The organism is Sphingomonas immobilis, from assembly GCF_030580995.1.
GTDB lineage: Bacteria > Pseudomonadota > Alphaproteobacteria > Sphingomonadales > Sphingomonadaceae > Sphingomonas > Sphingomonas immobilis.
The window spans coordinates 1-23,944 of record NZ_JAUQSZ010000008.1; the positions used below are offsets into that span (position 1 = coordinate 1).

The following is a 23,944-nucleotide window of genomic DNA, read 5'->3' on the forward strand; positions in this document are numbered from 1 at the left end:
GCCGTCGGGCAGGGCCGCGCGCGCCTCGGCGGCGCGGGCGCTTTCGGCCTCGGCCTCGGCGTGATCGGTCTGGACGCGCACCCGCCGCGCTTCGAGATCGGCGCGCTGCGCCTCGCCGCGCTCGATCGCGACAGCCGCGCGGTCCTCGGCGCGCGCAGCCTCGCGCGCGCTGGCTTCGGCCGATTCGAACAACCGCCGCGCCTCGCTTGCGGCCTTGCGTGCATCGGCAATCGCCGCGTCGATCCGTGCGAGCTCGCCGTCCGCGCCCTCGACCGCGCGCACCAGATCGGGTCGCTGCGCCTCCAGCGCGCGCAGCCGGTTGACGCGCACCAGCCGCTCAGCCGCAGCCGCGCCCCCGCTCTTGGCGACATAACCATCCCAGCGCCGCAGTACGCCCGCCATCGTCACCAGCCGCTGCCCGACCGCGAGCGGCTGACCCGCGTCGCTCTCCGCCACGAATATCTGCGCGAGCCGCCGCGCCAGCGCCTGCGGGGCCGAGACATGCGCGCCGAGTGGAACCGCATCGGTGGGCGCGCCGGGATCGCTCGCCAGCGCCGCCGCGCCTGCCCAGAAGCGCTCGCCCGCCGGATCGAGCCCCGCTTCGAGATCGTCGCCCAAAGCCGCCGCCAACGCGCGCTCATAGCCGGGCGCGGGTCGCACCTGATCGAGCAGCCGGTCAGCCCCGTCGCCGCGCCGTGTTGCCTTGGTCAGCGCCGCTGCCTCACTGTCGAGCGCTGCGAGATCGGCATGGGCGGCGGCACGTTGCGACTGCGCCCGGTCGCGCCCTCCAATGGCACCGCGCTCGGCGGCATCTGCCTCGGACAGCGCCGCGCGCGCCGCTTCGCCGTGACGCAGCGCCTGCGCGCGCGCATCTGCCGCCCGAGCGCGCTCCACCACCAACGGAGCGGTGTCGGTTAGCGCGTTGGTCTCCGCCGTTACCCGCGCGAGATCGCGCGCCGCGCGGTCGAGCCGTGCGTGCGCTGCCGTCAGCGCGGCATCGGCGACGCGGGTATCGGCGATCTCGCTCGCCTGCGCCGCCAGCGCCTGCGCCAGCGCGACCTCGGCATCGCGGCCCGCGCGTTCGGCCTCGGCGAGCATCGCCTCCAGTTCGGGTTGCCGCGCGGTCAGATCCGCCAGCCGCGCCTCGATTGTCTTGCTGTCCTCGCCCAGCCGCGCGATCGCCCCGGCGGCGTCATTGGCGAGCGCCCCCTCGCGCGAGCGATCGTCGCCGAGCCGCGCCTGCGCCTCGGCCAGCTCGGCGATCCGCCGCACCGCCTGGGCATGGTCGCCGCGCAGGCCGGCGAGCGCATGGCCCGTCTCGCTCGCACGTTCCCGTGCGGCTTGCGCCGATGCGCGCGCCTCCGCGACGGCTTCGGTCGCCTGCGTCGAATAGGCGGCGGCCGCACGCTGCGCCTCCGCCGCAGCCTGCACGCGCTCCTCGCACGCCGCCGCCTCGGCCTTGGCCGCATCGGCCGCCGCCTGCGCATCGCGCCAGCGCGCGAAGATCATCCGCGCCTCTGCCATGCGGATCTGGTCGGAGAGCAGGCGATAGCGCTCCGCCTGCCGCGCCTGCCGCCGCAGCGCCGCCGCGCGCGCCTCCTGATCGGAAATCAACTCGTCGAGCTTGGCGAGGTTGGTCTCGGTCGCGCGCAGCTTCTGCTCGGCGTCCTTGCGGCGGACGTGGAGCCCCGCGATCCCCGCCGCCTCTTCCAGCATCGCGCGGCGTTCCTGCGGCTTGGCGGCGATCACCGCGCCGATCCGCCCCTGGCTGACCAAAGCGGGCGAGTGCGCGCCGGTCGCGGCATCGGCGAACAGCAGCGACACGTCCTTCGCGCGCACGTCGCGTCCGTCGATCCGGTAGGCGGAGCCCGCGCCGCGCTCGATCCGGCGCACCACCTCGGTTTCGGTCCCCGCGATCTCCGCGAGCATCGACACTTCGGCGAAATCGCGCGCGGGGCGGGTCGAGGTGCCCGCGAAGATGACATCGTCCATCCCCGCGCCGCGCATCGAGCGCGCGGAAGTTTCGCCCATCGTCCACCTGAGCGCCTCGAGCAGGTTGGACTTGCCGCAGCCGTTGGGTCCGACGATGCCGGTCAGGCCGGGTTCGATGCGCAGATCGGCCGGATCGACGAAGCTCTTGAAGCCCGACAATCGCAGCCGCTTGATCTGCATTTTTCCCCGCCCCCCGGCTTACGCGACTAGCGGATCACGCTCCGGCGGCCTTCAGCGCCGGCTCAAGCTGCTCCCAGCTAACGGCGCTGTTCTTTTCGTCGTTGATGAAGAAGCTAGGCGTGCCGGTGACGCCCTTCTTGTCGCCCTCCGCCATGATCTTGAAGATCGCGTCGAGATCCTTCTGGTCGTTCAGGCACGCGCGCGCCTTCGCCTCCGGGATGCCGCGCTGCTTCACGAAATCGACATAGCCGAGATGATCGGCCCACGCCTTGGCGACGTCGGTGCCCTTCGCGCCCTGCAGCTTCTGGAACAGCGCCTGCCCTTCGGCATTGGTCATCTTCTCCTCCACCGGCTGCTGCTCCTGATACATCTGTTCCAGGATCGCGAAGAACGGACCCGTGCCGCCGCAACGGCCGAGCAGGGCCGCCGGGAAATCGGGCTGGCCGTGGACGAGATATTCGCGGAATTCGAAGCTGACCTTGCCGGTCGAGACGTATTTGTTCTTCAGCGGCTCGAACCCTTCGCGGCCGAACAGGCCGCAGACCGGGCAGGTGCGCGACCCGTATTCGATGAGCTTGATGGGCGCATTCGGGTTGCCCATGCGGTAGCCACCCTCGGGCGTGGTCGCCACCGTCTCGGTCCAGTCCTGACCGGCGGGCGCTTTGACGGCGGCAACCGGCGCGGAAGTCGCACCGCCGCTCCCGTTACCCGAAGGCTTGCACGCACCCAGCACCAGCGCCGCGACGATCGCGACCGCGAAACGAACCTTCATTACACGCGAACTCCTTGGATTTGCCCTGTTGCCTGGCTTGTCACTTCGCCCCCGCCGCCTTCAGCGCCGCCTCCAGCGGCTCCCACGATGCCGTGTCGGCGACCTTCTTGCCGTTGAGGATGAAGGTCGGCGTGCTGCGCACCTCGAATTGCTGCGCGGCATCGCCCGCGCGCTTCGCCGCCGCGGTGAGCGCCACCTTGTCGGACAGGCAGGCGAGCGCCTTCGCCTCGGGCAGGCCGCGCGCCTTCATCAGATCCACATAGCCGTAATAGCGCGCGAGATAGGCCGCGATCTGGTTCGGCGTGGCGCCGTCGAGCTTCTTGGCCTCGTCCTCCGGGATGGCGGGCCGTTCGAGCAGGCTCTGCTGCTTCGCCATCATTTCACCGAGGATCGGGAAGAAGAAGCGCGCCGGCACGCAGCGGCCGAGCAGGATCGGCCCGAGATCGAGGGCGTTGTGAATGGGGAAGTCGCGGAATTCGTAGCTCACCTGGCCCTTGGCGATATACTTCGCCTTGAGCGCGGGCAGGCCTTCGCGATCGAACAACGCGCAATGCGGGCAGGTGCGCGATCCGTATTCGACCAGCTTGAGCGGCGCGGCGGGATTGCCCATCCGGTAGCCGCCCTCGGGCGTGGCGACGACGGTCCTGGTCCAGTCGGTCGCAACTTTCCGCGCGGGCGCCTTTTTCGGAGGAGCCGCCTGCGCCGATGCCGCCAGCAATCCGAGCGCGAGCATCGCCAGAACCGTACGCACTCTCATTCGTCCGTCTTTCCGATAATTGGCACGCCGCGCGTGCCCGCCACGCCGATCGCCAGCGCCTCCAGCACCGCCTTCAGTTCGGGGTCGGCGATCGTACGCAGGCTGGCGCCGAGTTCGACCGGCACCGCCTTCAGCGAGGGCGGCGCGGGCTTCGCGCGCGGCGCGGGCACGTCGCCCTGCCGGATCACGACCTTGGCGACGGCGGCATAACCGAAGAAGCGGTTGACGCGCTCGACGATCTCGGGCGCGATATGCTGCATCATCGTCGCATGCGCGCCGCGCACGACGAGGCTGAGCGTGCCGTTGGCACGCTCGCCGTGCGGGAACTTGATCGATTCGGGGGCGGACACGCCCGCATACCGCTCGCCGACGATCTCGCCCCAGCGGCTGACCACCGAGCTCTGCACGAAGCCGAAGCGCCGGAACGCCGCGCGCCCGACATCGGGCACCAGTTCCGACACCGGCCGCGCCCCGCCGCCGCGACGCGGCGCGGGCGCCGGTTCCTGAGGAGGGCGACGTTTGCTCATCCCGCGGTCCATGCCATAGCGATGCCGTGCCCGCCAAGCTCCGATCCATTACCGAGCCGCTTCTGAAGTGGTATGATCGGCACCATCGCACGCTGCCGTGGCGCAGCCCGCCGGGGGAGCCGCGCGCCGATCCGTACCGCGTCTGGCTCTCCGAGATCATGCTCCAGCAGACCACCGTCGCGGCGGTAAAGCCGAAATTCGAGGCGTTCCTCGCGCGCTGGCCGAGCGTCGAGGCGCTCGCGGCGGCGCAGGATGCCGATCTGATGGCCGCCTGGGCGGGGCTCGGCTACTATGCCCGCGCGCGCAACCTGATCGCCTGCGCGCGCGTCGTGACGGCCGCGGGCGCCTTTCCCGAGACCGAGGAGGGACTGCGCGCGCTACCAGGCGTCGGCGCCTATACCGCCGCCGCCGTCGCGGCGATCGCCTTCGGGGAGCAGGCGACGGTGGTCGACGCCAACGTCGCGCGCGTCGCCGCGCGACTGTTCGCGATCGAGACGCCGCTTCCCGCCGGGATGGCCGCGATCCGGGAGGTGGTGGCGGAGATCACCCCCGCCGATCGCCCCGGCGACTTCGCGCAGGCGATGATGGACCTGGGCTCGGCGGTCTGCACGCCGCGCGCGCCCGCCTGCCTCGCCTGTCCGCTGTCGGCGGCGTGCGTCGGCTATGCCTCCGGCGCGCCCGAGACCTATCCGACCAAGCTCGCCAAGGCGGCCAAGCCGCAGCGCTACGGCACGATCTTCTGGCTGGAGGATCGCGGGGCCGTGCTGCTCGTCCGCCGCCCGCCCAAGGGGCTGCTCGGCGGAATGCGCGCGCTGCCGACCGGGCCGTGGGCCGCCGAGCCGCCCGGCCTCGCCAATGCGCCCGAGGCGGCGGAGTGGCGGATGCTGGACGGAACCGTCGTCCACGTCTTCACGCACTTCCGCCTCGAACTCGCGCTTGCCGTCGGAACCGCGCAAAGGCATTCGAATGCGGGCGAATGGTGGCCGATCGCCGATCTCGATTCGGCGGGCCTGCCCACCGTCTTCGCCAAGGCGGCGGCCGCATGCAGGAGGGCACGATGATCCGGCGGTTCGTGATCGGCGCGCTCGCGGTCGCACTCCCTGCTGGCGCTGCGACCCCGCTGCCGCCCTTCCCCGCCACCAGGGCCGTGCTCGACGGGTACGTGCGCAGCGGCAGGGTTCCCGGCGCGGTCGCCGCGATCGGCGTCGGCGACCAGCCCACCGTGTTCCTGGCCGCCGGCCGCATCGCCGAGGAGACTGCCGCCGCTCCGGCCGGGCCCGACAGCCTGTGGCGCATCTACTCGATGACCAAGCCCGTCACCGCCGTCGCCGCGATGATCCTGATCGAGGAGGGCAAGCTGCGCCTCGACCAGCCCGTCGCCGATTTCATCCCGGCGTTCGCGACGATGCGCGTGCAGGACAATCCGCAGACGCTCGAATCGCACCCGGCGAAGGCGCAGATCACCATCCGCCACCTGCTCACCCACACCGCCGGCCTCGGCTACAGCATCGTTACCAAGGGCCCGCTCGGCGAGGCCTATACGAAGCAGGGCCTCGTCCCTTTCGCGCTCGACGAACGCACCGAGCCGAGGCTGCGCACCACCCGCCCGGCCTCGCTCGAGGCCTTCGCCAACCGCGCCGCCAAGCTGCCGCTGGTCGCCGAGCCCGGCACGAGATGGAGCTATTCGATCGGCCTCGACGTGATGGCGCGCGTGGTCGAGGTGGCGGGCGGCATGCCGTTCGATCGCTTCGTGCAGACGCGCATCTTCGCGCCGCTCGGCATGACATCGACGTTCTTCACCGTACCCCGGAGCGAGATCGGGCGTTTCGCGACCACCTACGGCTATTTCGGCGACATTTCGGTGCCGCTCGACCGTGCCGATCATTCGGTGTTCCTGATCAGGCCGAGCTTCCCCTACGGCGGCTCCGGTCTGGTGAGTTCGGCGCGCGATTACGATCGCTTCGCGCACATGCTGCAGGATGAAGGCACGCTCGACGGGGTGCGGATCCTGAAGCCCGAGACCGCGCGGCTGATGATGTCGAATCTGCTGCCGCCCGGCGTCGCCTTCGCCGCGCCCGACGGAACCGGCAATCCCCTTCCCGCTGGCGGCGGCTACGGCGCGGGTGGCCTCGTCGTCACTACCGACCGGCCGAACGGCGCGCGCAAGGGCACCTACGGCTGGGCCGGGATCGGCGGCACTTTCTTCTCGGTCGATCCGGTCCGTCACCGCCGCGTCGTCGTGATGGTAAATTACCTCCCGCCCGGCAAATGGCCGTTGCAGAGAGACGTCGCGGCCGCGCTCAACCCCGAACTGAAGGCATTTCCATGATCGCACCCGGCTTTACCGGTGGTCTGCTCGACCGCTCCGATGCGCTGCGCCACGACGCCGAAGCGTTCGCCGCCGCCGCCAGCGATTTCCGTGCGAAGCTGCTCAAGCTCGACGGCTACGATCCCGAGATCGACGCCGAGGGGCGGCTGGCGTGGACGAGCATCGCCGAGCGGGCCGACGACGCCGAGCTCGTCCTGCTCGGGCTTGAAAACGGCCGCCCGCACTTTGCCGCCTACACGCCCGGCATGGGCCCGCCGCGCGGCCGCCCGCAGCGGCTGTTCGCGATGCTCGATCATCTCGCCCCCGGCGAGGCGGCGACCTATGCCGCCGCACGCAGCGTGCTCGACTGGCATGCGCGCCACCAATTCTGCGCCAATTGCGGGACGCAGACCGCGCTGTTCCGCGCAGGTTGGGGGCGCACCTGCCCCAATTGCCACGCCGAACATTTCCCGCGCGTCGACCCCGTCGTCATCATGATCGCGGAGCATGACGGGCGCGCGCTGCTCGGCCGCCAGCCCGCCTTCCCGCCGGGCCGTTATTCGGCGCTGGCGGGCTTCCTCGAACCCGGCGAATCGATCGAGGAAGCGGTCGCGCGCGAGATCATGGAGGAAGCCGGCGTGCGCGTGACCAATGTCCGCTACGTGGCCAGCCAACCCTGGCCCTTCCCCTCCTCGCTGATGATCGCCTGCGTGGGGCAGGCCGAGGACGATGCGATCACGCTCGACACCAACGAACTCGAGGACGCGATCTGGGTGTCGCGCGACGACGTGCGCAAAGTGCTGGCCAACGAGCCCGGCCCGTTCCTGCCGCCCCCGCCCTACGCGATCGCCAACACGCTGCTTACCGAGTGGGCGGCCGACTAGGGCGCCGGGATCGCCGCCGGGACATCGACCGTCGGGCGCCGTATTCCGGTCAGCTTGATCCGCGCGGCCCAGCGCAACGATGGCTTCTCGATCACGTAATAGAATACGATCGCCACAGCGATGCTGATCGCCAGCGCTCCGAGATAGGCGGCGATGCGCTCGACGTCGTTGTGAGCGAACCGCTCCAGCAGCCGTACTGCGCGCCAACCCACCGGATAATGGACGAGATACAGCGAGTATGAAATAGCGCCGAGCCCGCGCAGCAGCGCCGGCGCGCGCCTGCCGCCGATGAAGAACGGCAGCGTCGCCACGGCGACGATCGCGCAGGCGGGCGACTGCTGGAACGCGAGCGCCACGACCGCGAACAGGATCACCGCGCCGGCTTCGATCGCGCTCAATCGGGCGTCGAGCCTCAGGCACAGCGCCAGGCCGACGACGAAATAGGGCAGGTGAAACGGCAGATGATGGAAATCGTTCAACACCAGCGGGATGAGGCATAGCCCCATCAGCAGCGCCGCCAACGCCTTGCCGCGCAACCGCATGAGCAGCGGCATCGCGAGGCCGACGGCGATATAATATTCCACCTCGACGAGCAGCGACCAATAGACCGGGTTGATCCATTCGTACCCGAACACCGTCGGCAGATAGGCGATGTGCAATGCGATCTGCGCGGGATCCACGGCGAACGCTATGCCGCTGTACCCCGGTGCCCGCGTCGCGAGATAGGCGACGGCGATCACCAGCGCGATGCTGAGATAGTAAGGCGGCTGCAGGCGCGTCAGGCGCTTCGCCATGAAGCGCCAGAACATTCCGATGCGGTATTGCCCGCGCAGCAGCGCCAGCGGGATGACGAAGCCCGAGACGATATAGAAAGCGAAGACGCCGAGATCGGCATGGACAGCGCTGTAGTGGAGCCCGAGTTGCGCACCGTCGTCAACCACGACGCGCGGGTTCTTCATCACGATGTGGCTCCAGGACACCCCCAGCGCGGCGAGGCCCCGCGCCACGTCGATCAGTTCGATCCTGTCCCTGGCCAATCCCGCCCCCAGCTATCCGCGCGCGCGCGCTTGCGGGTAGGCTCCCAGTACGCGCATCCATTTCGCATGGAAGCCAAGTTCCTCCAGCGCGCGGTCGACATTGGCCTCGCCGGGGCGGCCGACGATGTCGCAGTAGAATTCGGTCATCGCGAAGGTGCCGCCGCGCTGATAGCTTTCCAGCTTGGTGATGTTGATGCCGTTGGTCGCGAAGCCGCCCATCGCCTTGTAGAGCGAGGCGGGGACGTTGTGGACCTCGAAGATCAGCGTCGTCATGTACGGGCCCGTCCCCGACACGACATGGCCCGCGCGCGCCAGCACGACGAAGCGCGTCGTGTTGTGATCGGCATCGGCGATATTGCTGGCGAGCGTCTTCAGCCCGTAGATCTCGGCCGCGCCCGGCGGTGCCAGTGCGGCGGTGGCGGGATCGCCGAGTTCAACCACCATCGCGGCGGCACCGGCGGTATCGGGATAGGTGACGGGCGCGATTCCGTTCTCGCGCAGCCAGTGGCGGCACTGGCCGAGCGCCTGTGGGTGGCTCATCGCGTCCTTCACCACGCCGATCTCTCCCAGGCCCATCAGCGCGTAGCGGATCGGCAGGAAATGCTCCCCGGTGATCGCCAAGCCCGATTCGGGAAGCAGAAAATGAATGTCGGCGACGCGGCCATGCAGCGAATTTTCGATCGGGATGATCGCGCAATCGGCGCGCCCGTCGCGCACCGCCTCGATCGCGTCGGCGAAATCGAAACACGGCAGCGGCAGGCAGTTCGGAAACGCCTCGAGCGCAGCGATATGCGAATTTGCCCCCGGCGCGCCTTGGAAGGCGACGGCGCGGTGCGGCTCGTGCGAGGCTTGTTCGATCATGCGCGCGACGATCGGCCGCGCGGGCGCTGCGAAGTTTTCCATGATCGGCGAGGCCCTAACGGGGGTGCTGCAACTGCACAAGCACGGCTTGCGGTGCGCGGTGAGCGAATCTAAGGAGGGCCGACTTCCGCGCAACGTTCGGTATTGGGGCAAACGGGCACAATGGATAATCGGAATAACACGATCGCTGGCTGGGCGCTGGGCGCATGCGCGGCCGCACTGGGCCTGGCGATCGTCGGCAACGTACTCTTCACGGCCGAAAAGCCCGAGAAAATGGGGTATCCGGTCGAAGGCGTTGCCGCCGACGCGGGCGGTGGCGGCGCGCCCGAAGAGCCGATCGCCAACCTGCTCGCCAAGGCGGACGCCGCCAAGGGCGCCGAGATCTTCAAGAAGTGCGCGAGCTGCCACACCGTCAATCAGGGTGGCGCGAACGGTATCGGCCCGAATCTCTACGCGACGGTCGGTGAGGGTGTAGCCGAAGGCAAGGGCGGCTTCGCCTTCTCCGACGCGCTGAAGGCCAAGGGCGGCAAGTGGGACTTCGAGGCGCTGAACGCCTGGCTCACGTCCCCGCGCAAATACGCACCCGGCACCAAGATGTCGTTCGCCGGCCTGTCGGCGGGCAAGGACCGCGCCGACGTGATTCTGTACCTGAACTCCGAAGGCTCGAACCTGCCGTTGCCGGCTCCGCAGGCCGGCGCGCCCGCCGCGACCGACGCCAAGGTGCCGCCGGCGTCCGCGCCCGCCGCCCCCGGCGCAGAAGCCAAGCCGAGCGTCGAGAACGTCTCCGACGCGGCCAAGCCCGGCGGCAAGGCGGCCGAACCGAACAAGTAAGGCTTGAAAATCCTCCCCCTCGCGGGGGAGGATTGGCGGGCTATTCCCGGTAGAAGTCCCGCACGACGTCCCAGCCTTCCTGCGCCGTCTCGACGAACCTGAAGAGGCCGAGGTCGGCGGCGGAGATCACGCCCTCCTCGACCAGCGCGTCGAAATTGACGACGCGGTTCCAGAACTCCTTGCCGTAGAGCAGCACCGGGATCGGCTTGATCTTGCCGGTCTGGATCAGCGTCAGCAGCTCGAACAATTCATCGAACGTGCCGAACCCGCCCGGGAACGCCGCCAGCGCGCGCGCGTGGAGCAGGAAGTGCATCTTGCGCAGCGCGAAATAGTGGAATTGCATCGACAGCGCCGGCGTGACGTAGGGGTTCGGCGCCTGTTCGTGCGGCAGGACGATGTTGAGCCCGATCGATTCGTGGCCGGTATCGGCGGCGCCGCGGTTGGCCGCCTCCATGATCGAAGGGCCGCCGCCCGAGCAGACGACGAAGTGGCGTTTGCCCGCCTCGTCGACGGGGAATTTGCTCACCATCGCGGCCAGCTCGCGCGCGACATCGTAATAATGCGACTTGGCGACGAGCCGTTCGGCCACCGCCTTCGCCTCCGGCGTCTCCGCCTTGTCGAGCAGCGCACGCGCCTTGGAAGGCTCCGGGATGCGTGCCGATCCGTAGAAGACGAAGGTCGAGGCGATCCCGGCCTCTTCCAGGATCAGCTGCGGCTTGAGCAGTTCGAGCTGGAAACGGATCGGCCGCAGATCCTCGCGCAGCAGGAAGTCCATGTCCTGAAAGGCGAGCTTGTACGACGGGGTTTCGGTCTGCGGGGTGCTGATACCGGTCTTGGCGGTTTCGGCATCCTGGGCGGCGCGCGGGAAAACCCGCGAGGGGACGTGTGTATCACTCATCCACTAGCCTTTAGGCGAAAGCGGCTAGCGGCAAAAGCTCTTGTGATCGTCCTCGAGGTGGAGGTGATCGTGATGGACCGCGTTGTAGTCGGGGCTCAGCACCGTGCCGAAGCGCTTGCAAGCGGAGCCGTGGATCGCCTTGAAGAACGCCTGCACGTCGGGATCGGCCGATCGGTAATCACCCTGCACGCTGATCCGCCGGCCGTTCTGCAGGACGAACGCGCTGACGTCGACGGCATTGGCGATGCCGTGCCCCGACAGACGCGCGGTCGCGGTGCCGACGGTGTTGCGGCAGGCATAGGTGCCCATCGTGTCGATCCGCACGAGATCGCTGCCGAGGATCTGGTGCGCGGCAGGCGCCACGGCATTGCGCGCCCAGCCCGTGAAGGCGCGCGCGAGGCCGCAGCGCATCGCCTTGATGCCGGTGACAGGCACGCCGATGTCGATCAGTTGCACCGCGCCGATCACCTGGCACCCCCCGCCGAAATCGCGGTCCGGCAGCGGGCTGTAGCGAATCGCGTCACGCGAGAGGTCGGTGAAGCACGCCTGCGTCTCACGACTCGTCGGGATGTTGAGCGTGACGGGCTTGCTCCCACGCGGACGCGGCGGCGGCGCACCTCCGCCGCACCCAGCCAAGGTGAGTGCGAGGATCAGGACGGGCAGGAAGCGGTGCATCGTGAGCCGTCCTAACGATGTACTCACGCGGGCGAATAGACAGCGACGCGGCCACTTTCGTTAAAGCCATCCTGGCGTGCGGTGAGTTGTTGCATCAGCCGCACCAACAGCAAGGTCATCGGCAAATCGATTGCGAACGATGCGACGTCGAGCCAGCCGCCGAGGATCAACCCGTCGATACCTTTCATCTTCGTCGAAACTTGAAAGCTCGCATTGCCGAGCAGATTGGTGACGATCCACAACCCCCACCACCAGCGCATGAAAGCGGGCGCGTCTACGTTTTCTGGATCGTCCGGCGTGAAGCTCGCCTGCCAGGTCTCGCGCAGGCCCTTGAAGGGATTGAACCAGCAAGCGATCGGAATGAAGAACCAGCCGATATTCCAGCCCGGCGATATCGTCATCTTATCCGACAGCGTGTGCGCATTGGCATTCGCGCGGTATATCCAGAGCGATACGAACAAGATCGAGGCGATAAACGCTATAGTATAGGCTACTCCGCTGACCGTCGTTGCAAGATCGACCCTTTCGAGATTTTCCTGCGACCAGAAATGCCCGACGCCCCCCTGCAAGGCCGCGATTCGTAGCATACCCGAAAGCGCGAGCAGGGCATCTGCGGCCAACCACACAAAAACTGCGATTGTCGCCGCAAGTCTCCGTCCTTCGAGTCTTTCCACTTGGCGCCTCTCCTACCGCACATCTCCGCCTATCGCATCGGTTCGGCGCGCTCCCGTCTACCGGGTCTTCATTGACAGGTCACGATTGCCCGTTAAAGGCGGCGACGGGCCACGCGGTCCCAACGCCGCGCGTGCTCTCTGTGAGGAGAGACTACATGACTGATCTACCTGCGCCTCCGGCGACTCTGCCTGCGCGTCCTTTCTTCAGCTCCGGTCCCTGCGCCAAGCCTCCCGGCTGGTCGGCCGCGAATCTCGCGACCGAATCGCTCGGCCGCTCGCACCGCTCGAAGATCGGCAAGACCCGCCTGCAATATTGCATCGACCTGATGCGCGAGCTGCTCAAGCTCCCCGACACCCACCGTATCGGCATCGTCCCCGGCTCCGACACCGGCGCGTTCGAGATGGCGATGTGGACGATGCTGGGCGCGCGCGGCGTCACCACGCTGGCGTGGGAGAGCTTCGGCGAGGGCTGGGTGACGGATGCCGCCAAGCAGCTCAAGCTCGACCCGACCGTCATTAAAGCCGATTACGGCCAGCTTCCCGACCTCACGACCGTCGACTGGTCGACCGACGTGCTGTTCACCTGGAACGGCACCACCTCGGGCGTGCGCGTGCCGAACGGCGACTGGATTCCCGACGACCGCGAGGGCCTCTCCTTCGCCGACTCGACCTCGGCCGTGTTCGCCTACGACATGCCGTGGGACAAGATCGACGTCGCCACCTTCTCCTGGCAGAAGGTGCTGGGCGGCGAAGGCGGCCACGGCGTGCTGATCCTGGGGCCCCGCGCCGTCGAACGGCTCGAAAGCTACACCCCCGCCTGGCCGCTGCCGAAGGTGTTCCGCCTCGTCTCCAAGGGCAAGCTCGCCGAGGGCGTGTTCAAGGGCGAGACGATCAACACCCCGTCGATGCTCGCCGTCGAGGACACCATTTCGGCGCTCGAATGGGCGAAGTCGGTCGGCGGCGCGGAAGGGCTGATCGCGCGCAGCGACGCCAATGCCGCGGCCCTCGACGCGATCGTCGCCGAGCGCTCGTGGCTCGGCCACCTCGCGGCCGACGAAGCCTCGCGCTCCAAGACCAGCGTCTGCGTGACGGTCGAGGGTGCGGACGAAGCCTTCATCAAGGCTTTTGCCGGCGCGCTCGAAAAGGCCGGCGCGGCCTATGACATCGCCGGTTACCGCGACGCCCCTCCGGGCCTGCGCATCTGGTGCGGCGCGACCGTCGACACCGCCGATATCGAAGCGCTCGGCCCGTGGCTCGACTGGGCCTGGGCGACGCTCAAGGCGCCCGTTTCCGCTTAAAAATCAACACGTCATCCCAGCGAAAGCTGGGATCTCTCGCGATCGAAGCGTTCCGCTTGCCGCCTGAGATCCTGACTTTCGTCAGGATGACGAATTGCAGAAAGGCAATTCGTCATGCCCAAAGTTCTCATTTCCGACAAAATGGACCCCAAGGCCGCACAGATCTTCCGCGAACGCGGCGTCGAGGTCGACGAGATCACCGGCAAGACGCCGGAAGAACTCGCCGCGATCATCGGCGACTATGACGGCCTCGCCATCCGCAGCTCGACCAAGGTCACGAAGGCGATCCTCGAACACGCCACCAACCTCAAGGTCGTCGGCCGCGCCGGCATCGGCGTCGACAATGTCGATATCCCTGCCGCGTCCGCCAAGGGCGTGGTCGTGATGAACACCCCGTTCGGCAACTCGATCACGACCGCCGAACACGCCATCGCGCTCATGTTCGCGCTCGCCCGCGATCTGCCCGAGGCCGACAAGTCGACCCAGGCCGGCAAGTGGGAGAAGAACCGCTTCATGGGCGTCGAGGTGACGTCCAAGACGCTCGGCCTGATCGGCGCGGGCAACATCGGCTCGATCGTCGCCGACCGCGCGCTCGGCCTCAAGATGAAGGTCGTCGCGTTCGATCCCTTCCTGTCGCCCGAACGCGCGCTCGAACTCGGCGTCGAGAAGGTCGAGCTCGAAGAGCTGCTCGCCCGCGCCGATTTCATCACGCTGCACACGCCGCTCACCGACCAGACGCGCAACATCCTCTCGGCGGAGAATCTCGCCAAGACCAAGAAGGGCGTGCGCATCATCAATTGCGCGCGCGGCGGGCTGATCGACGAGGCCGCGCTGAAGGAAGGGCTCGACTCGGGCCATATCGGCGGCGCGGCGCTCGACGTGTTCGTCACCGAGCCGGCCAAGGAGAGCCCGCTGTTCGGCACGCCGAACTTCATCTCGACACCGCACCTCGGCGCGTCCACCAACGAGGCGCAGGTCAACGTCGCGATCCAGGTCGCCGAGCAGATGGCCGATTATCTCGTCTCGGGCGGCGTCACCAACGCGCTCAACGTGCCGTCGCTCTCCGCCGAAGAGGCCCCGCGCCTCAAGCCCTACATGGCGCTCGCCGAAAAGCTCGGCAGCCTGATCGGGCAGCTCACCACCGGCGCGCTTGCGCGCATCTCGATCCACAGCGAAGGCGCTGCCGCCGAGCTCAATCCCAAGCCGATCACGTCGGCCGTGCTGCACGGCTTCCTGCGCACGCAGACCGACACGGTGAACATGGTCAACGCGCCAGTCCTCGCCAAGGAGCGCGGCATGGAGGTGCGCGAGGTCCGCACCGAACGCGAGGGCGACTACCACACGCTGCTGCGCGTCTCGGTCAAGACCGAAGCGGGCGAGCGCTCGGTCGCCGGCACGCTGTTCGGCGATGCCGCCCCGCGTCTGGTCGAGCTGTTCGGCATCAAGGTCGAGGCCGATCTCGCCGGCCACATGCTCTATGTCGTCAACGAGGACGCGCCGGGCTTCATCGGACGCCTCGGCTCGCTGCTCGGCGAGGAGCGCGTCAACATTGGCACCTTCCACCTCGGCCGCCGCGATGCGGGTGGCGAGGCGGTGCTGCTGCTCTCGGTCGACGAGCCGGTCACCCCCGACCTGCTCGACAAGGTGCGCGCCCTCGCCGGCGTGAAGACCGTGATGGCGCTGGCGTTTTGAGCTGACGGCAAACCCAAAATCCGTTCGCACTGAGCCTGTCGAAGTGCTGTTCTTCTTCTCCGAAGAAAGTACAGGGCTTCGACACGCTCAGCCCGAACGGGTGTTTTGGATACCCTGCGCACCATGACCTCGCTTCTCCCTCAAGGCTTCCGGGATCGCCTTCCCCCCTTCGCCGACGCCGCCGCGCGGCTGGAGCAGGCGGTGCTGGGGGCGGCGTTCCTCCACGGCTACGAACGCGCCGATCCCGCGCTCGCCGAGTTCGAGGCCGGGCTCGCCTCGCGCCTCAAGGCGGCGCGCGCGCAGGATGCGGTGCGCTTCGTCGATCCCGTCTCGCAAAAGAGCCTCGCGATCCGGCCGGACATGACCGCGCAGATCGGCCGCATCGCCGCGACGCGCATGGGCCATCATCCGCGCCCGGTGCGCCTGTCTTACGCCGGGCCGGTGCTGCGGCTGCGCGCCTCGCAGCTCAGCCCCGAGCGCGAACTCCTCCAGATGGGCTGCGAGCTGATCGGCCTCGATACCGTCGCCGCCGCGCGCGAGATCGTCGGCGTCGCGGTCGAGGCGCTGGAAGCGGCTGGCGTCGGCGATATCTCGATCGATTTCACTTTGCCCGATCTCGTCCCCACCCTCGCCTCCGGCCCGCTGCCGCTTGGCGCAGACAAGATCGCATTGCTCAGCGACCGGCTCGACGCCAAGGACGCCGGCGGCGTTGCGGAGATCGCCCCCGAATATCTCCCCCTCATCGAGGCGGCGGGTCCGTTCTTCGAGGCGCACGACCGGCTGTGCCAGTTCGACGTCGGCGGCGCGCTGCGCTCGCGGCTCGACGGGCTGTGGGCGCTGGCGGAGGGTCTTAAAGGCCGCGTCGCGCTCACGCTCGACCCGACCGAGCGCCACGGCTTCGAATTCCAGTCGTGGCTCGGTTTCTCGATCTTCGCAGGCGGCGTGCGCGGCGAGATCGGGCGCGGCGGCAGCTACACGATCCTGCACGAGGACGGCAGCGAGGAGGCCGCGACCGGCTTTTCGCTCTACGCCGACGCCATCGTCGCGGCGGGCCTCGCCGATATCGAACGCCGCCGCCTGTTCGTGCCGCTCGACGCCGATCCCGCGCTGGCAGCGAAGATGCGCGGTGAAGGCTGGGTCACCGTCGCCGCGCTGGAAGCAGGCGACACGCCCGAGGCGCAGCTCTGCACGCACGTGCTGGCCGAGGGTGAGGCGCGGGCGCTGTAGGTCAGGTGGCCTCGGCCCGCATCGGGCTGGCCACTATGGATGACGATAGCCGCGCAACCGGAACCTCGACGAACCTGTGGCAAAGCCAGGCGACGCCCAGCGCGAGACCGGCGAGCACGATTTTGAAAACCGGATTTCGCCCGACCACCTGCTCCCCCAATATCTGCTGCGCGAGCAGCAGGACCGGAATGTGAACGAGATAGATCGCGTAGGACCACCGCCCGAGCGCTTGGGCCGGCGCGGTCGACATCAGGCCGCGCGTCGTCGCGCCCGTCGCGATAGTCACCACGACTAGCGGCGGGAACAGCACCGTCGCCATCGGAAAGCGGCTCCCTACCAGCATGATCAGCAGGATGCAGGCGAAGCCGATCCCCGTCAGCACCGGTCGCCCACCGAGCATCGACACATGCGCCCCTACCAGCCGGAACATCACGAACCCGAGCCCGAGACCGAAGACGGCGCGCAGCAGCCGCATGTCATGTTCCAGCGCCAGCGAGGTGGAGCAAACGATGGCACCGGTCAGGCACAGCATCGCTGTCGCAAGCATCGCGACGCGCGGCCAGCGCTGCCAACGCGTCACAATGACGAGGCCCAGCGCCGGCAGGAAAAGCTCCAACGGTATGCTCCACGACGGAAAGTTGATCGAGTCTAGGCCGATCAGGGACTGCACGATCAGCACATTGGCGATCAGCGTGATCCCATCCGCTCGGGCGCCGCAGGCCAGTGTAACGAACAGGGTCAGCAGGTACAGTGGCCCCAGCCGCAGGACGCGCCGTATGGCATATCTCCCGAGATTCGGCGGCGATCGCGCGAAGGATCGAGCCAGCACGAAGCCGCTCAGCACGAAAAAGAAATCCACGCTGAGTTCCCACAGGCCGCGCTGTATCTCGCCATGACTGACCCGGACAACGATGGTGTTCAGGCCATAATGCATCAGCATCACCAGCACGGCGAGGATGCCGCGCATACCGTCCAATTCCGAGAAGTGGCTGCTCCGCCCGGTCTTCACACTGATCGCCCTCGTCCCATGTCTGCATGTTCCCCGTGGGCAGGCATCGCTTGATCGTAGGCCACGCAGCACGCCACCGCAATCGGCCGGGATTTAAGCATGGACCCCCGGCCCCGTGCCATTTAGGAGTGCCCGCTTGCTGTCAGCGATGTGGAACGAGACTTGGCGAACGTAGCGGTGATCGGCGCCCAATGGGGCGATGAGGGCAAGGGCAAGATCGTCGACTGGCTGGCGGAGCGCGCCGATGTCGTCGTGCGCTTTCAGGGCGGGCACAATGCCGGCCACACGCTCGTCGTCGGCGAGAAGGTCTACAAGCTGTCGCTGCTGCCCTCGGGCATCGTGCGCGGCACGCCCTCGGTGATCGGCAACGGCGTGGTGCTCGATCCGTGGGCGCTGAAGGCCGAGGTCGAGAAATTGCGCGGTCAGGGCGTCGCCGTCTCGACCGACACGCTGATGGTCGCCGACACCTGCGCGCTGATCCTGCCGCTGCACCGCGATCTCGACGGCTTGCGCGAGGATGCGAGCGGCGCGGGCAAGATCGGCACGACGCGGCGCGGCATCGGCCCAGCCTATGAGGACAAGGTCGGCAGGCGAGCGATCCGCGTGTGCGATCTCGCCCATCTCGACGATCTCGGCCCGCAGCTCGATCGCCTCACCGCGCACCACGACGCGCTGCGCGCCGGTTTCGGCGAGGCGCCGATCGATCGCGAGGCGCTGCTCGCCGAACTGCGCGAGATCGCGACGTTCGTGCTGCCCTTCGCCAAGCCGGTGTGGCGCGATCTCAACGCGATGCGCGCGCGCGGACGGCGCATCCTGTTCGAAGGCGCGCAGGGCGTGCTGCTCGATGTCGATCACGGCACGTATCCGTTCGTCACCTCGTCGAACACGATCTCGGGCACGGCAGCCGGTGGATCGGGCCTCGGCCCAAGCGCGGTCGGCTTCGTGCTGGGCATCGCCAAGGCCTATACGACGCGCGTCGGATCGGGCCCGTTCCCGACCGAACTCGAGGACGAGACCGGCGAGAAGCTCGGCCAGCGCGGCCATGAATTCGGCACCGTCACCGGCCGCAAGCGTCGCTGCGGCTGGTTCGATGCGGTGCTGGTGCGGCAATCGGCGGCGGTCGGCGGCATTACCGGCATCGCGCTCACCAAGATCGACGTGCTCGACGGGTTCGACGAGGTGAAGATCTGCACCGGCTATACGCTGAACGGCGAGACGCTCGATTATTTCCCCTCGCACGCCGCCGATCAGGCCGCGGTCATGCCGGTTTACGAGACGATGCCGGGCTGGTCGGAATCGACGGCCGGCGCACGCAGTTGGGCCGAACTGCCCGCACAGGCGATCAAGTACATCCGCCGCATCGAGGAACTGATCAAATGCCCCGTCGCGCTGGTCTCGACGAGCCCGGAGCGCGAGGACACGATCCTCGTCCGCGATCCCTTCGCGGACTGAGGTTCAACGCGAACTGTTGTCCTCGGCATTGGCGCTGAGCGCGGCCAGTTGCGCGGCGCGGACCTGCTTGTTGATCCGATAGGCCTCGGCCACCGCCGGGCGCGTCTTGCGCGCGGGCACAATGCGCGTCGCTGTGGTTTTCTGCACGGTGGGCGTGTCGGTGCGGAGACCGGTCGCCGGTTGCGCCGACGCCGCGGCCGGAACCAGAAGGCTCACCACTGCCAGACCGACGAAACCGCGCATCACGCTCTCCATTGAACGAACCGTCCTGCAAATAACCCGTTTCGACGCGCCAAGTTCCGTGCCCGGCTCAAACGAAGAGCGCCCGGCAGCTCTCGCTGCCGGGCGCTCGTACGAACGAAATTATCGTCTTAGTGCTTGGTCTTCTTCTTCGACTTGGTCGTCGTGGTCGTCGAGTCCGTGGCCGGATCACTCGTCGTCGTGCTGCTCGACGAGGTCGTCGTGGTCGCCGACGGATCGGCCGGAGCCGCAGTCGGCGCGGCGCTCGGATCGACCGGCGCGGTCGAATTGGTCGTCGTCACATCGCTGGTAGTCGTCGTGGTCGACTGCGCGGTGGGATCGGAGGCCGTGGTCGACGGCGCCGGTGCGCTCGCCGCGGGATCGGCCGGGGCCGGCGACTGCGGGGCCGGAGCGGTCTGTGCGAAAGCTGCGGTCGAAAGGCCAAGTGCGGCGACGCCGATCAGAAGATGATTACGCATGAAATTCTCTCCCATTGCCAACCTGCCGGTTTTGGTCAGGCTCGGGTAAAGAACGCACCACTTGCAATTGGGTCGCTCGGCTTGTCGCCCCATTGCCACATCTTAGCCACATTGTGCCCGGTGCAGCAGCTTTTGGTCGGCCAGTACCAACGCAACCATCGCCTCCACCACGGGGACTCCGCGAATACCCACGCAAGGGTCGTGACGGCCCTTGGTGCGGATCTCGGTCGCCTCGCCTTCGCGAGTGATCGTCGGCACCGGCGTGAGGATCGAGCTGGTCGGCTTGAAGGCGACGCGCAGGGTGACGGGCTGTCCGGTCGAGATGCCGCCGGCGATGCCGCCCGCGTGATTGGCGTCGAAGCGCGGGCCCGCATTGCCGGGGTGCATCGCATCGGCATTCTGCTCGCCGGTCAGCGCGGCGGCCGCGAAGCCGTCGCCGATCTCGACGCCCTTCACCGCGTTGATGCTCATGCACGCCGCCGCCAGCTCGCTGTCGAGCTTGGCGTAGAGCGGCGCACCCCAGCCCGCCGGAACCCCGCTCGCCTCGCACGCGATCACCGCGCCGAGCGACGACCCGCTCTTGCGCGCGTCATCAACGAGACCCTCCCATCGCGCCGCCGCGACCGCGTCCGGGCAGAAGAACGGGTTGTTGCCGATCTCGGCCGCATCAAAATTGGCGGGATCGATCGCATCGCCGCCGATCGCCTCGACCCAGGCCGTGATCGTCACCTCGGGGATCACCAACCGCGCCACCGCGCCCGCCGCGACGCGCGACGCCGTTTCGCGGGCCGAGGATCGCCCGCCGCCGCGATAGTCGCGAAAGCCGTATTTGGCATCGTACGCATAATCGGCATGGCCGGGCCGATAGGCGAGCGCGACCTCCGAATAATCCTTGGAGCGTTGATCGACATTCTCGATCTGCAGCGCGATCGGCGTGCCCGTCGTCCGCCCCTCGAACACGCCCGACAGGATGCGGACCTGATCGGGCTCCTGCCGCTGCGTCGTGAAGCGCGAGGTGCCCGGCCGCCGCTTGTCGAGGAACGGCTGCACGTCGTCTTCGCTCAGCGCGATCCCCGGCGGGCAGCCGTCCACCACCGCGCCGATCGCCGGCCCATGCGATTCCCCCCAGGTCGTGAACCGGAAGACGCGCCCGAAAGTGTTGAAGCTCATACCGCTGGGTCAGACGAGCGCGATATCCGGCGCGTCTTCGGCCTTCATGCCGATCACGTTGTAGCCCGCGTCGACATGGTGCGTCTCGCCCGTCACGCCGCTTGCGAGATCGCTCAGCAGGTAGAGGCCCGCGCCGCCGACATCCTCGATCGTCACGTTGCGCTTGAGCGGCGAATTGAGCTCGTTCCACTTCATGATGAGGCGGAAGTCGCCGATGCCGCTCGCCGCCAGCGTCTTGATCGGCCCGGCCGAGATTGCGTTGACGCGGATGTTGTCGCGGCCGAGATCGACGGCGAGATACTGCACGCTCGTCTCCAGCGCGGCTTTGGCGACACCCATCACGTTGTAATGCGGGATCACCTTCTCCGCGCCGTAATAGCTGAGCGTCAGCAGCGATCCGCCCTCCGGCATCAGCTTGGCGGCGCGCTGCGCGACGGCGGTGAAGGAATAGACCGAGACGTTCATCGTCAGCAGGAAATTGTCGAGGCTGGTGTCCATGAAGCGGCCGCGCAGCTCGTTCTTGTCGGAAAAGCCGATCGCGTGGACGACGAAGTCGATCGTCGGCCATTCCGCCGCCAGCGCGGCAAAGGTGCCGTCGAGCGCGGCCATGTCGGTCACGTCGCAATCGAACAGCCGCGCGACGCCGAGCTGCTCGGCCAGCGGGCGCACGCGCTTTTCCATCGCCTCGCCCTGATAGCTGAAGGCCAGTTCCGCCCCCGCTTCGCTCAGTTTCTTCGCAATCCCCCAGGCGAGGGAGCGATCATTGGCGAGGCCCATGATCAGCCCGCGCTTGCCTTGCATCAAACCCGTCACGCTTTTGCCGCCTCCGTTGTGACCACCCCTCCTGAAGCCTTTACTCCCGGAAGGGGCGGTTCCGCCAGTGCCGCGTTGAGATGCGCGCCGACGACGATTCCGAGGCCCACCAGGAAGAAGAACAGCAAGGTGATGATGACGCCGGCGAGGCTGCCGTACGTCAGATCGTAACTCGCCAATCGCGACAGGATGATCGGCAGCAGCGCGGTGATCGAAAGCCACCACGCAGTCGTGAACAGCGCCCCCGGCCATTCGGGCGCATGGCCCATGAAGCGGTATTTCGACGGCGTCACCGATACGAACAGCATGAACAGGGCGAGGAACATCACCACGCCCGGGATCGCGCGCGAGATGCCGATCCACCCTGCCAGATCCTGCGCGAAGGGCAGCAGGCGGTAGATGAACTGCTCCGCCGCGACGAGCGCGCCCTGCACGACGAAGGAGACCATCGCGAGGAACACCGAGGCGATGATGACCGCCATCGAACTCAGCCGGTAATGCCAGAACGGCTTGCTCGCCCGCACGCCGTAGGCGCGGCGAAAGATATCGCGGATCGTTTCGACGAAGCTCGCCACGCTCCACAGCCCGACCAGCCCGCCGAGCCACAGCAGCGACCCGCCCGCCCGCGCCTTCAGCACGTCCATGATCGGTTTGCGGAGCAGATCGGCGACCGAGTCGGGCAGGACGTGCAGGAACGAGGCGACGGCGCGCTGCGTCTCCGCGCTCTGCCCGAGCAGCGATGCGATCGCGGCGGCGAGGATGAAGAACGGAAAGACCGTCAGCAGCGCGAGATAGGCCAGATTGCCGGCATGGACGAACCCGTCCGAGAACACGCCGATGACGACACGCTTCACAACCAGCCAGGCATAGGCCAGCGGTTTGACCGGCGCGGGCACATCGGCCGGGGTGACGCCGATATTGGGCTCGCCGTGAAGCGCGCGTTCCTCGGGCGAGACGGGGGAAATATCTGACATCAGGGCGTCAAACGCCCATGTTGCCGCGCGGGTTTCGCCCGTCCTTGCCTTTCCAGCCCTCGACGAATTCGATCAGCGCATCGTCGTCGACCGGCAGATCGACCATCAGCGTCACGAGCTGGTCGCCGCGCCCGCTGCCATCGGGCCTGGGAAAGCCCTTGCCGCGCAGCCGTAGCACCTTGCCCGAGGACGAGCCCTTGGGGATCGTCAGCATCACCGCGCCCTCGACGGTCGGCACGCGCACCGGCCCGCCCAGCACCGCCTCCGACAGGCTGACCGGCAGATCGAGCCGCACGTCGGCACCGTCGCGGGTGAAGAACTTGTGCGGCGCGATCTGGATCGTGACGATGCCGTCGCCCGCGCCGCCCGGCCCAGGCTGACCCTTGCCCGCAAGGCGCATCTGCGTGCCGTTCTCGACATTGGCGGGCAGCTTGAGATCGATCGTCTTGCCGTCGGCGAGCGTGATCCGCTGCGGCGCGAGCGTCGCCGCATCGACGAAAGACACATTCAGCTTGTACGCGACGTTCGCGCCCTTGGCCGGCGGTTGCCGCCGCCCGAAGCCGCCGAACCCGCTCGCGAAGCCGCCGCCGCCCGCGCCGCGCCCGAACAGCCCCTCGAAGATATCGCCGGCATCGCCGTTCGCGCCGAAATCGAAGCCGCCCTCGCCCTGCCGGAAGCCGCCGGGGCCAGCGCCGCCGCCCCCACCGCCGAAACCGAACGGCGCGGCGGGATTGCCGTCGCCGTCGATCTCGCCGCGGTCGAAGCGCGCGCGCTTGTCCTTGTCGTTGAGCAGGTCATAGGCCTGCGTCACCTTGCTGAACCGCTCGGACGCCTTGGGATTGTCCTTGTTGCGGTCCGGGTGCAGCTCCTTGGCGAGCGTGCGATAGGCCTTCTTGATATCGGCCTCGCTCGCGTCGCGCTTCACACCCAGCGTCTGATACGGATCGGCCACGTCATTCCCCAGTTCGAAACTCGGCGCTTATTTGGGGAAGAGCGCGCCGGAGCGCAATCTACACCCAGCGTTATACCTCGCTTGACAGATTGACACCTGAATCGAAAATGTAAGGTGCGATCGTTTCCAAAATTGCACTGATCCGGCGTGGAGACTCATCCTGACGTCACATTGGCCCGCACCTCTTCACGCGACCCTGCCGGAGCGCGTTTGCGAGGATCGACCGAATCAGGATAGCGGAA

The 23,944-nt window shown here is 67.8% G+C and carries 24 protein-coding genes; 8 read left to right on the forward strand and 16 right to left on the reverse strand.

Going from position 1 to position 23,944, the window contains the following annotated elements; all coding sequences use genetic code 11:
• The 4 genes from Q5H94_RS12100 to Q5H94_RS12115 all read right to left on the reverse strand — a co-directional run.
• Positions 1 to 2,172, reverse strand: a 2,172-nt coding sequence (locus Q5H94_RS12100; RefSeq protein WP_304561531.1) for an AAA family ATPase, incomplete at its 3' end; no start/stop codon positions are given.
• 34 nt (positions 2,173 to 2,206) lie between these two features.
• Complete coding sequence (locus tag Q5H94_RS12105) at positions 2,207 to 2,944, reverse strand: thioredoxin domain-containing protein (protein ID WP_304561532.1); 738 nt, start codon at positions 2,942 to 2,944, stop codon at positions 2,207 to 2,209.
• A gap of 40 nt (positions 2,945 to 2,984) precedes the next feature.
• Positions 2,985 to 3,701, reverse strand: a complete 717-nt coding sequence (locus tag Q5H94_RS12110; RefSeq protein WP_304561533.1) for a thioredoxin domain-containing protein — start codon at positions 3,699 to 3,701, stop codon at positions 2,985 to 2,987.
• Complete coding sequence (locus tag Q5H94_RS12115; RefSeq protein ID WP_431312166.1) at positions 3,698 to 4,240, reverse strand: DUF721 domain-containing protein; 543 nt, start codon at positions 4,238 to 4,240, stop codon at positions 3,698 to 3,700. Before Q5H94_RS12115 ends, Q5H94_RS12110 begins: the two co-directional genes overlap by 4 nt.
• Before the next feature lie 14 nt (positions 4,241 to 4,254).
• Between Q5H94_RS12115 and Q5H94_RS12120 the strand changes: the two genes are divergently transcribed.
• The 3 genes from Q5H94_RS12120 to nudC are packed head-to-tail and all read left to right on the forward strand — an operon-like array spanning position 4,255 to position 7,420.
• Positions 4,255 to 5,289 carry an A/G-specific adenine glycosylase gene (locus tag Q5H94_RS12120; protein ID WP_304561535.1) on the forward strand — a complete coding sequence of 345 codons (1,035 nt, stop codon included), beginning with the start codon at positions 4,255 to 4,257 and terminating at the stop codon, positions 5,287 to 5,289.
• Complete coding sequence (locus Q5H94_RS12125; protein ID WP_341850107.1) at positions 5,286 to 6,557, forward strand: serine hydrolase domain-containing protein; 1,272 nt, start codon at positions 5,286 to 5,288, stop codon at positions 6,555 to 6,557. The genes Q5H94_RS12120 and Q5H94_RS12125 overlap by 4 nt, the downstream gene beginning before the upstream one ends.
• The gene (gene nudC, locus Q5H94_RS12130; RefSeq protein WP_304561536.1) at positions 6,554 to 7,420 is read left to right on the forward strand and encodes an NAD(+) diphosphatase; all 867 of its coding nucleotides are present in this window, start codon (positions 6,554 to 6,556) and stop codon (positions 7,418 to 7,420) included. The genes Q5H94_RS12125 and nudC overlap by 4 nt, the downstream gene beginning before the upstream one ends.
• On the opposite strand, the gene Q5H94_RS12135 is transcribed toward nudC, so the two are convergent.
• Together Q5H94_RS12135 and Q5H94_RS12140 are read right to left on the reverse strand one after the other, a co-directional pair.
• Positions 7,417 to 8,457, reverse strand: a complete 1,041-nt coding sequence (locus tag Q5H94_RS12135; protein WP_304561537.1) for an acyltransferase family protein — start codon at positions 8,455 to 8,457, stop codon at positions 7,417 to 7,419. The two genes, nudC and Q5H94_RS12135, sit on opposite strands and share 4 nt — an antisense overlap.
• Before the next feature lie 12 nt (positions 8,458 to 8,469).
• Positions 8,470 to 9,360, reverse strand: a complete 891-nt coding sequence (locus Q5H94_RS12140) for a prephenate dehydratase (RefSeq protein WP_304561538.1) — start codon at positions 9,358 to 9,360, stop codon at positions 8,470 to 8,472.
• 120 nt (positions 9,361 to 9,480) lie between these two features.
• On the opposite strand from Q5H94_RS12140, the gene Q5H94_RS12145 reads away from it, so the two are divergent.
• Entirely contained in the window at positions 9,481 to 10,149 is a 669-nt protein-coding gene (locus Q5H94_RS12145; protein ID WP_304561539.1) for a c-type cytochrome, read from the forward strand.
• Positions 10,150 to 10,189: 40 nt separating this feature from the next.
• Here the strand turns inward: Q5H94_RS12145 and Q5H94_RS12150 are convergent, their stop codons facing one another.
• From Q5H94_RS12150 to Q5H94_RS12160, 3 genes are read right to left on the reverse strand one after another with little or no spacing between them, the layout of a single operon-like run.
• A complete protein-coding gene (locus Q5H94_RS12150; protein WP_304561540.1) occupies positions 10,190 to 11,047 on the reverse strand; it encodes an LOG family protein in 858 nt (285 codons plus the stop codon).
• A 24-nt stretch (positions 11,048 to 11,071) separates the two neighbouring features.
• Entirely contained in the window at positions 11,072 to 11,722 is a 651-nt protein-coding gene (locus tag Q5H94_RS12155) for an extensin family protein (protein WP_304561541.1), read from the reverse strand.
• Positions 11,723 to 11,745: 23 nt separating this feature from the next.
• Entirely contained in the window at positions 11,746 to 12,396 is a 651-nt protein-coding gene (locus Q5H94_RS12160; RefSeq protein WP_304561542.1) for a DUF4328 domain-containing protein, read from the reverse strand.
• Between the two features lie 155 nt (positions 12,397 to 12,551).
• On the opposite strand from Q5H94_RS12160, the gene Q5H94_RS12165 reads away from it, so the two are divergent.
• From Q5H94_RS12165 to Q5H94_RS12175, 3 genes are all read left to right on the forward strand, one after another.
• Positions 12,552 to 13,694 carry a phosphoserine transaminase gene (locus tag Q5H94_RS12165; RefSeq protein WP_304561543.1) on the forward strand — a complete coding sequence of 381 codons (1,143 nt, stop codon included), beginning with the start codon at positions 12,552 to 12,554 and terminating at the stop codon, positions 13,692 to 13,694.
• Between the two features lie 114 nt (positions 13,695 to 13,808).
• The gene (gene serA / locus Q5H94_RS12170) at positions 13,809 to 15,386 is read left to right on the forward strand and encodes a phosphoglycerate dehydrogenase (protein WP_304561544.1); all 1,578 of its coding nucleotides are present in this window, start codon (positions 13,809 to 13,811) and stop codon (positions 15,384 to 15,386) included.
• 123 nt (positions 15,387 to 15,509) lie between these two features.
• On the forward strand, positions 15,510 to 16,613 hold the full coding sequence (locus Q5H94_RS12175) for an ATP phosphoribosyltransferase regulatory subunit (RefSeq protein ID WP_304561545.1): 1,104 nt from the start codon (positions 15,510 to 15,512) through the stop codon (positions 16,611 to 16,613).
• Between the two features lies 1 nt (position 16,614).
• On the opposite strand, the gene Q5H94_RS12180 is transcribed toward Q5H94_RS12175, so the two are convergent.
• On the reverse strand, positions 16,615 to 17,622 hold the full coding sequence (locus Q5H94_RS12180; protein ID WP_304561546.1) for an acyltransferase family protein: 1,008 nt from the start codon (positions 17,620 to 17,622) through the stop codon (positions 16,615 to 16,617).
• A gap of 162 nt (positions 17,623 to 17,784) precedes the next feature.
• Here Q5H94_RS12180 and Q5H94_RS12185 point away from each other — a divergent pair, with 162 nt between their 5' ends.
• Entirely contained in the window at positions 17,785 to 19,074 is a 1,290-nt protein-coding gene (locus Q5H94_RS12185; RefSeq protein ID WP_304561547.1) for an adenylosuccinate synthase, read from the forward strand.
• A 3-nt stretch (positions 19,075 to 19,077) separates the two neighbouring features.
• Here the strand turns inward: Q5H94_RS12185 and Q5H94_RS12190 are convergent, their stop codons facing one another.
• From Q5H94_RS12190 to Q5H94_RS12215, 6 genes are all read right to left on the reverse strand, one after another.
• Positions 19,078 to 19,317 (reverse strand): hypothetical protein, encoded by a 240-nt coding sequence (locus Q5H94_RS12190; RefSeq protein ID WP_304561548.1) that lies wholly within the window; start codon positions 19,315 to 19,317, stop codon positions 19,078 to 19,080.
• A 128-nt stretch (positions 19,318 to 19,445) separates the two neighbouring features.
• Positions 19,446 to 19,793 (reverse strand): hypothetical protein, encoded by a 348-nt coding sequence (locus tag Q5H94_RS12195; RefSeq protein WP_304561549.1) that lies wholly within the window; start codon positions 19,791 to 19,793, stop codon positions 19,446 to 19,448.
• Between the two features lie 102 nt (positions 19,794 to 19,895).
• Positions 19,896 to 20,963 (reverse strand): chorismate synthase, encoded by a 1,068-nt coding sequence (gene aroC, locus Q5H94_RS12200; RefSeq protein ID WP_304561550.1) that lies wholly within the window; start codon positions 20,961 to 20,963, stop codon positions 19,896 to 19,898.
• A gap of 9 nt (positions 20,964 to 20,972) precedes the next feature.
• The gene (gene fabI, locus Q5H94_RS12205) at positions 20,973 to 21,776 is read right to left on the reverse strand and encodes an enoyl-ACP reductase FabI (RefSeq protein ID WP_304561551.1); all 804 of its coding nucleotides are present in this window, start codon (positions 21,774 to 21,776) and stop codon (positions 20,973 to 20,975) included.
• Positions 21,773 to 22,750 (reverse strand): YihY/virulence factor BrkB family protein, encoded by a 978-nt coding sequence (locus tag Q5H94_RS12210; protein WP_304561552.1) that lies wholly within the window; start codon positions 22,748 to 22,750, stop codon positions 21,773 to 21,775. Before Q5H94_RS12210 ends, fabI begins: the two co-directional genes overlap by 4 nt.
• A 7-nt stretch (positions 22,751 to 22,757) precedes the next feature.
• The gene (locus tag Q5H94_RS12215; RefSeq protein ID WP_304561553.1) at positions 22,758 to 23,702 is read right to left on the reverse strand and encodes a DnaJ C-terminal domain-containing protein; all 945 of its coding nucleotides are present in this window, start codon (positions 23,700 to 23,702) and stop codon (positions 22,758 to 22,760) included.
• Positions 23,703 to 23,944 lie beyond the last annotated feature (242 nt).

Coding starts and splice junctions, on each gene's coding strand:
- Q5H94_RS12105 (WP_304561532.1), bottom strand. CDS start 2,944: ATGAAGGTTCGTTTCGCGGTCGCGATCGTCGCGGCGCTGGTGCTGGGT.
- Q5H94_RS12110 (WP_304561533.1), bottom strand. CDS start 3,701: ATGAGAGTGCGTACGGTTCTGGCGATGCTCGCGCTCGGATTGCTGGCG.
- Q5H94_RS12115 (WP_431312166.1), bottom strand. CDS start 4,240: ATGGACCGCGGGATGAGCAAACGTCGCCCTCCTCAGGAACCGGCGCCC.
- Q5H94_RS12125 (WP_341850107.1), top strand. CDS start 5,286: ATGATCCGGCGGTTCGTGATCGGCGCGCTCGCGGTCGCACTCCCTGCT.
- nudC (WP_304561536.1), top strand. CDS start 6,554: ATGATCGCACCCGGCTTTACCGGTGGTCTGCTCGACCGCTCCGATGCG.
- Q5H94_RS12140 (WP_304561538.1), bottom strand. CDS start 9,360: ATGGAAAACTTCGCAGCGCCCGCGCGGCCGATCGTCGCGCGCATGATC.
- Q5H94_RS12145 (WP_304561539.1), top strand. CDS start 9,481: ATGGATAATCGGAATAACACGATCGCTGGCTGGGCGCTGGGCGCATGC.
- Q5H94_RS12150 (WP_304561540.1), bottom strand. CDS start 11,047: ATGAGTGATACACACGTCCCCTCGCGGGTTTTCCCGCGCGCCGCCCAG.
- Q5H94_RS12155 (WP_304561541.1), bottom strand. CDS start 11,722: ATGCACCGCTTCCTGCCCGTCCTGATCCTCGCACTCACCTTGGCTGGG.
- Q5H94_RS12165 (WP_304561543.1), top strand. CDS start 12,552: ATGACTGATCTACCTGCGCCTCCGGCGACTCTGCCTGCGCGTCCTTTC.
- serA (WP_304561544.1), top strand. CDS start 13,809: ATGCCCAAAGTTCTCATTTCCGACAAAATGGACCCCAAGGCCGCACAG.
- Q5H94_RS12175 (WP_304561545.1), top strand. CDS start 15,510: ATGACCTCGCTTCTCCCTCAAGGCTTCCGGGATCGCCTTCCCCCCTTC.
- Q5H94_RS12190 (WP_304561548.1), bottom strand. CDS start 19,317: ATGCGCGGTTTCGTCGGTCTGGCAGTGGTGAGCCTTCTGGTTCCGGCC.
- Q5H94_RS12195 (WP_304561549.1), bottom strand. CDS start 19,793: ATGCGTAATCATCTTCTGATCGGCGTCGCCGCACTTGGCCTTTCGACC.
- aroC (WP_304561550.1), bottom strand. CDS start 20,963: ATGAGCTTCAACACTTTCGGGCGCGTCTTCCGGTTCACGACCTGGGGG.
- Q5H94_RS12210 (WP_304561552.1), bottom strand. CDS start 22,750: ATGTCAGATATTTCCCCCGTCTCGCCCGAGGAACGCGCGCTTCACGGC.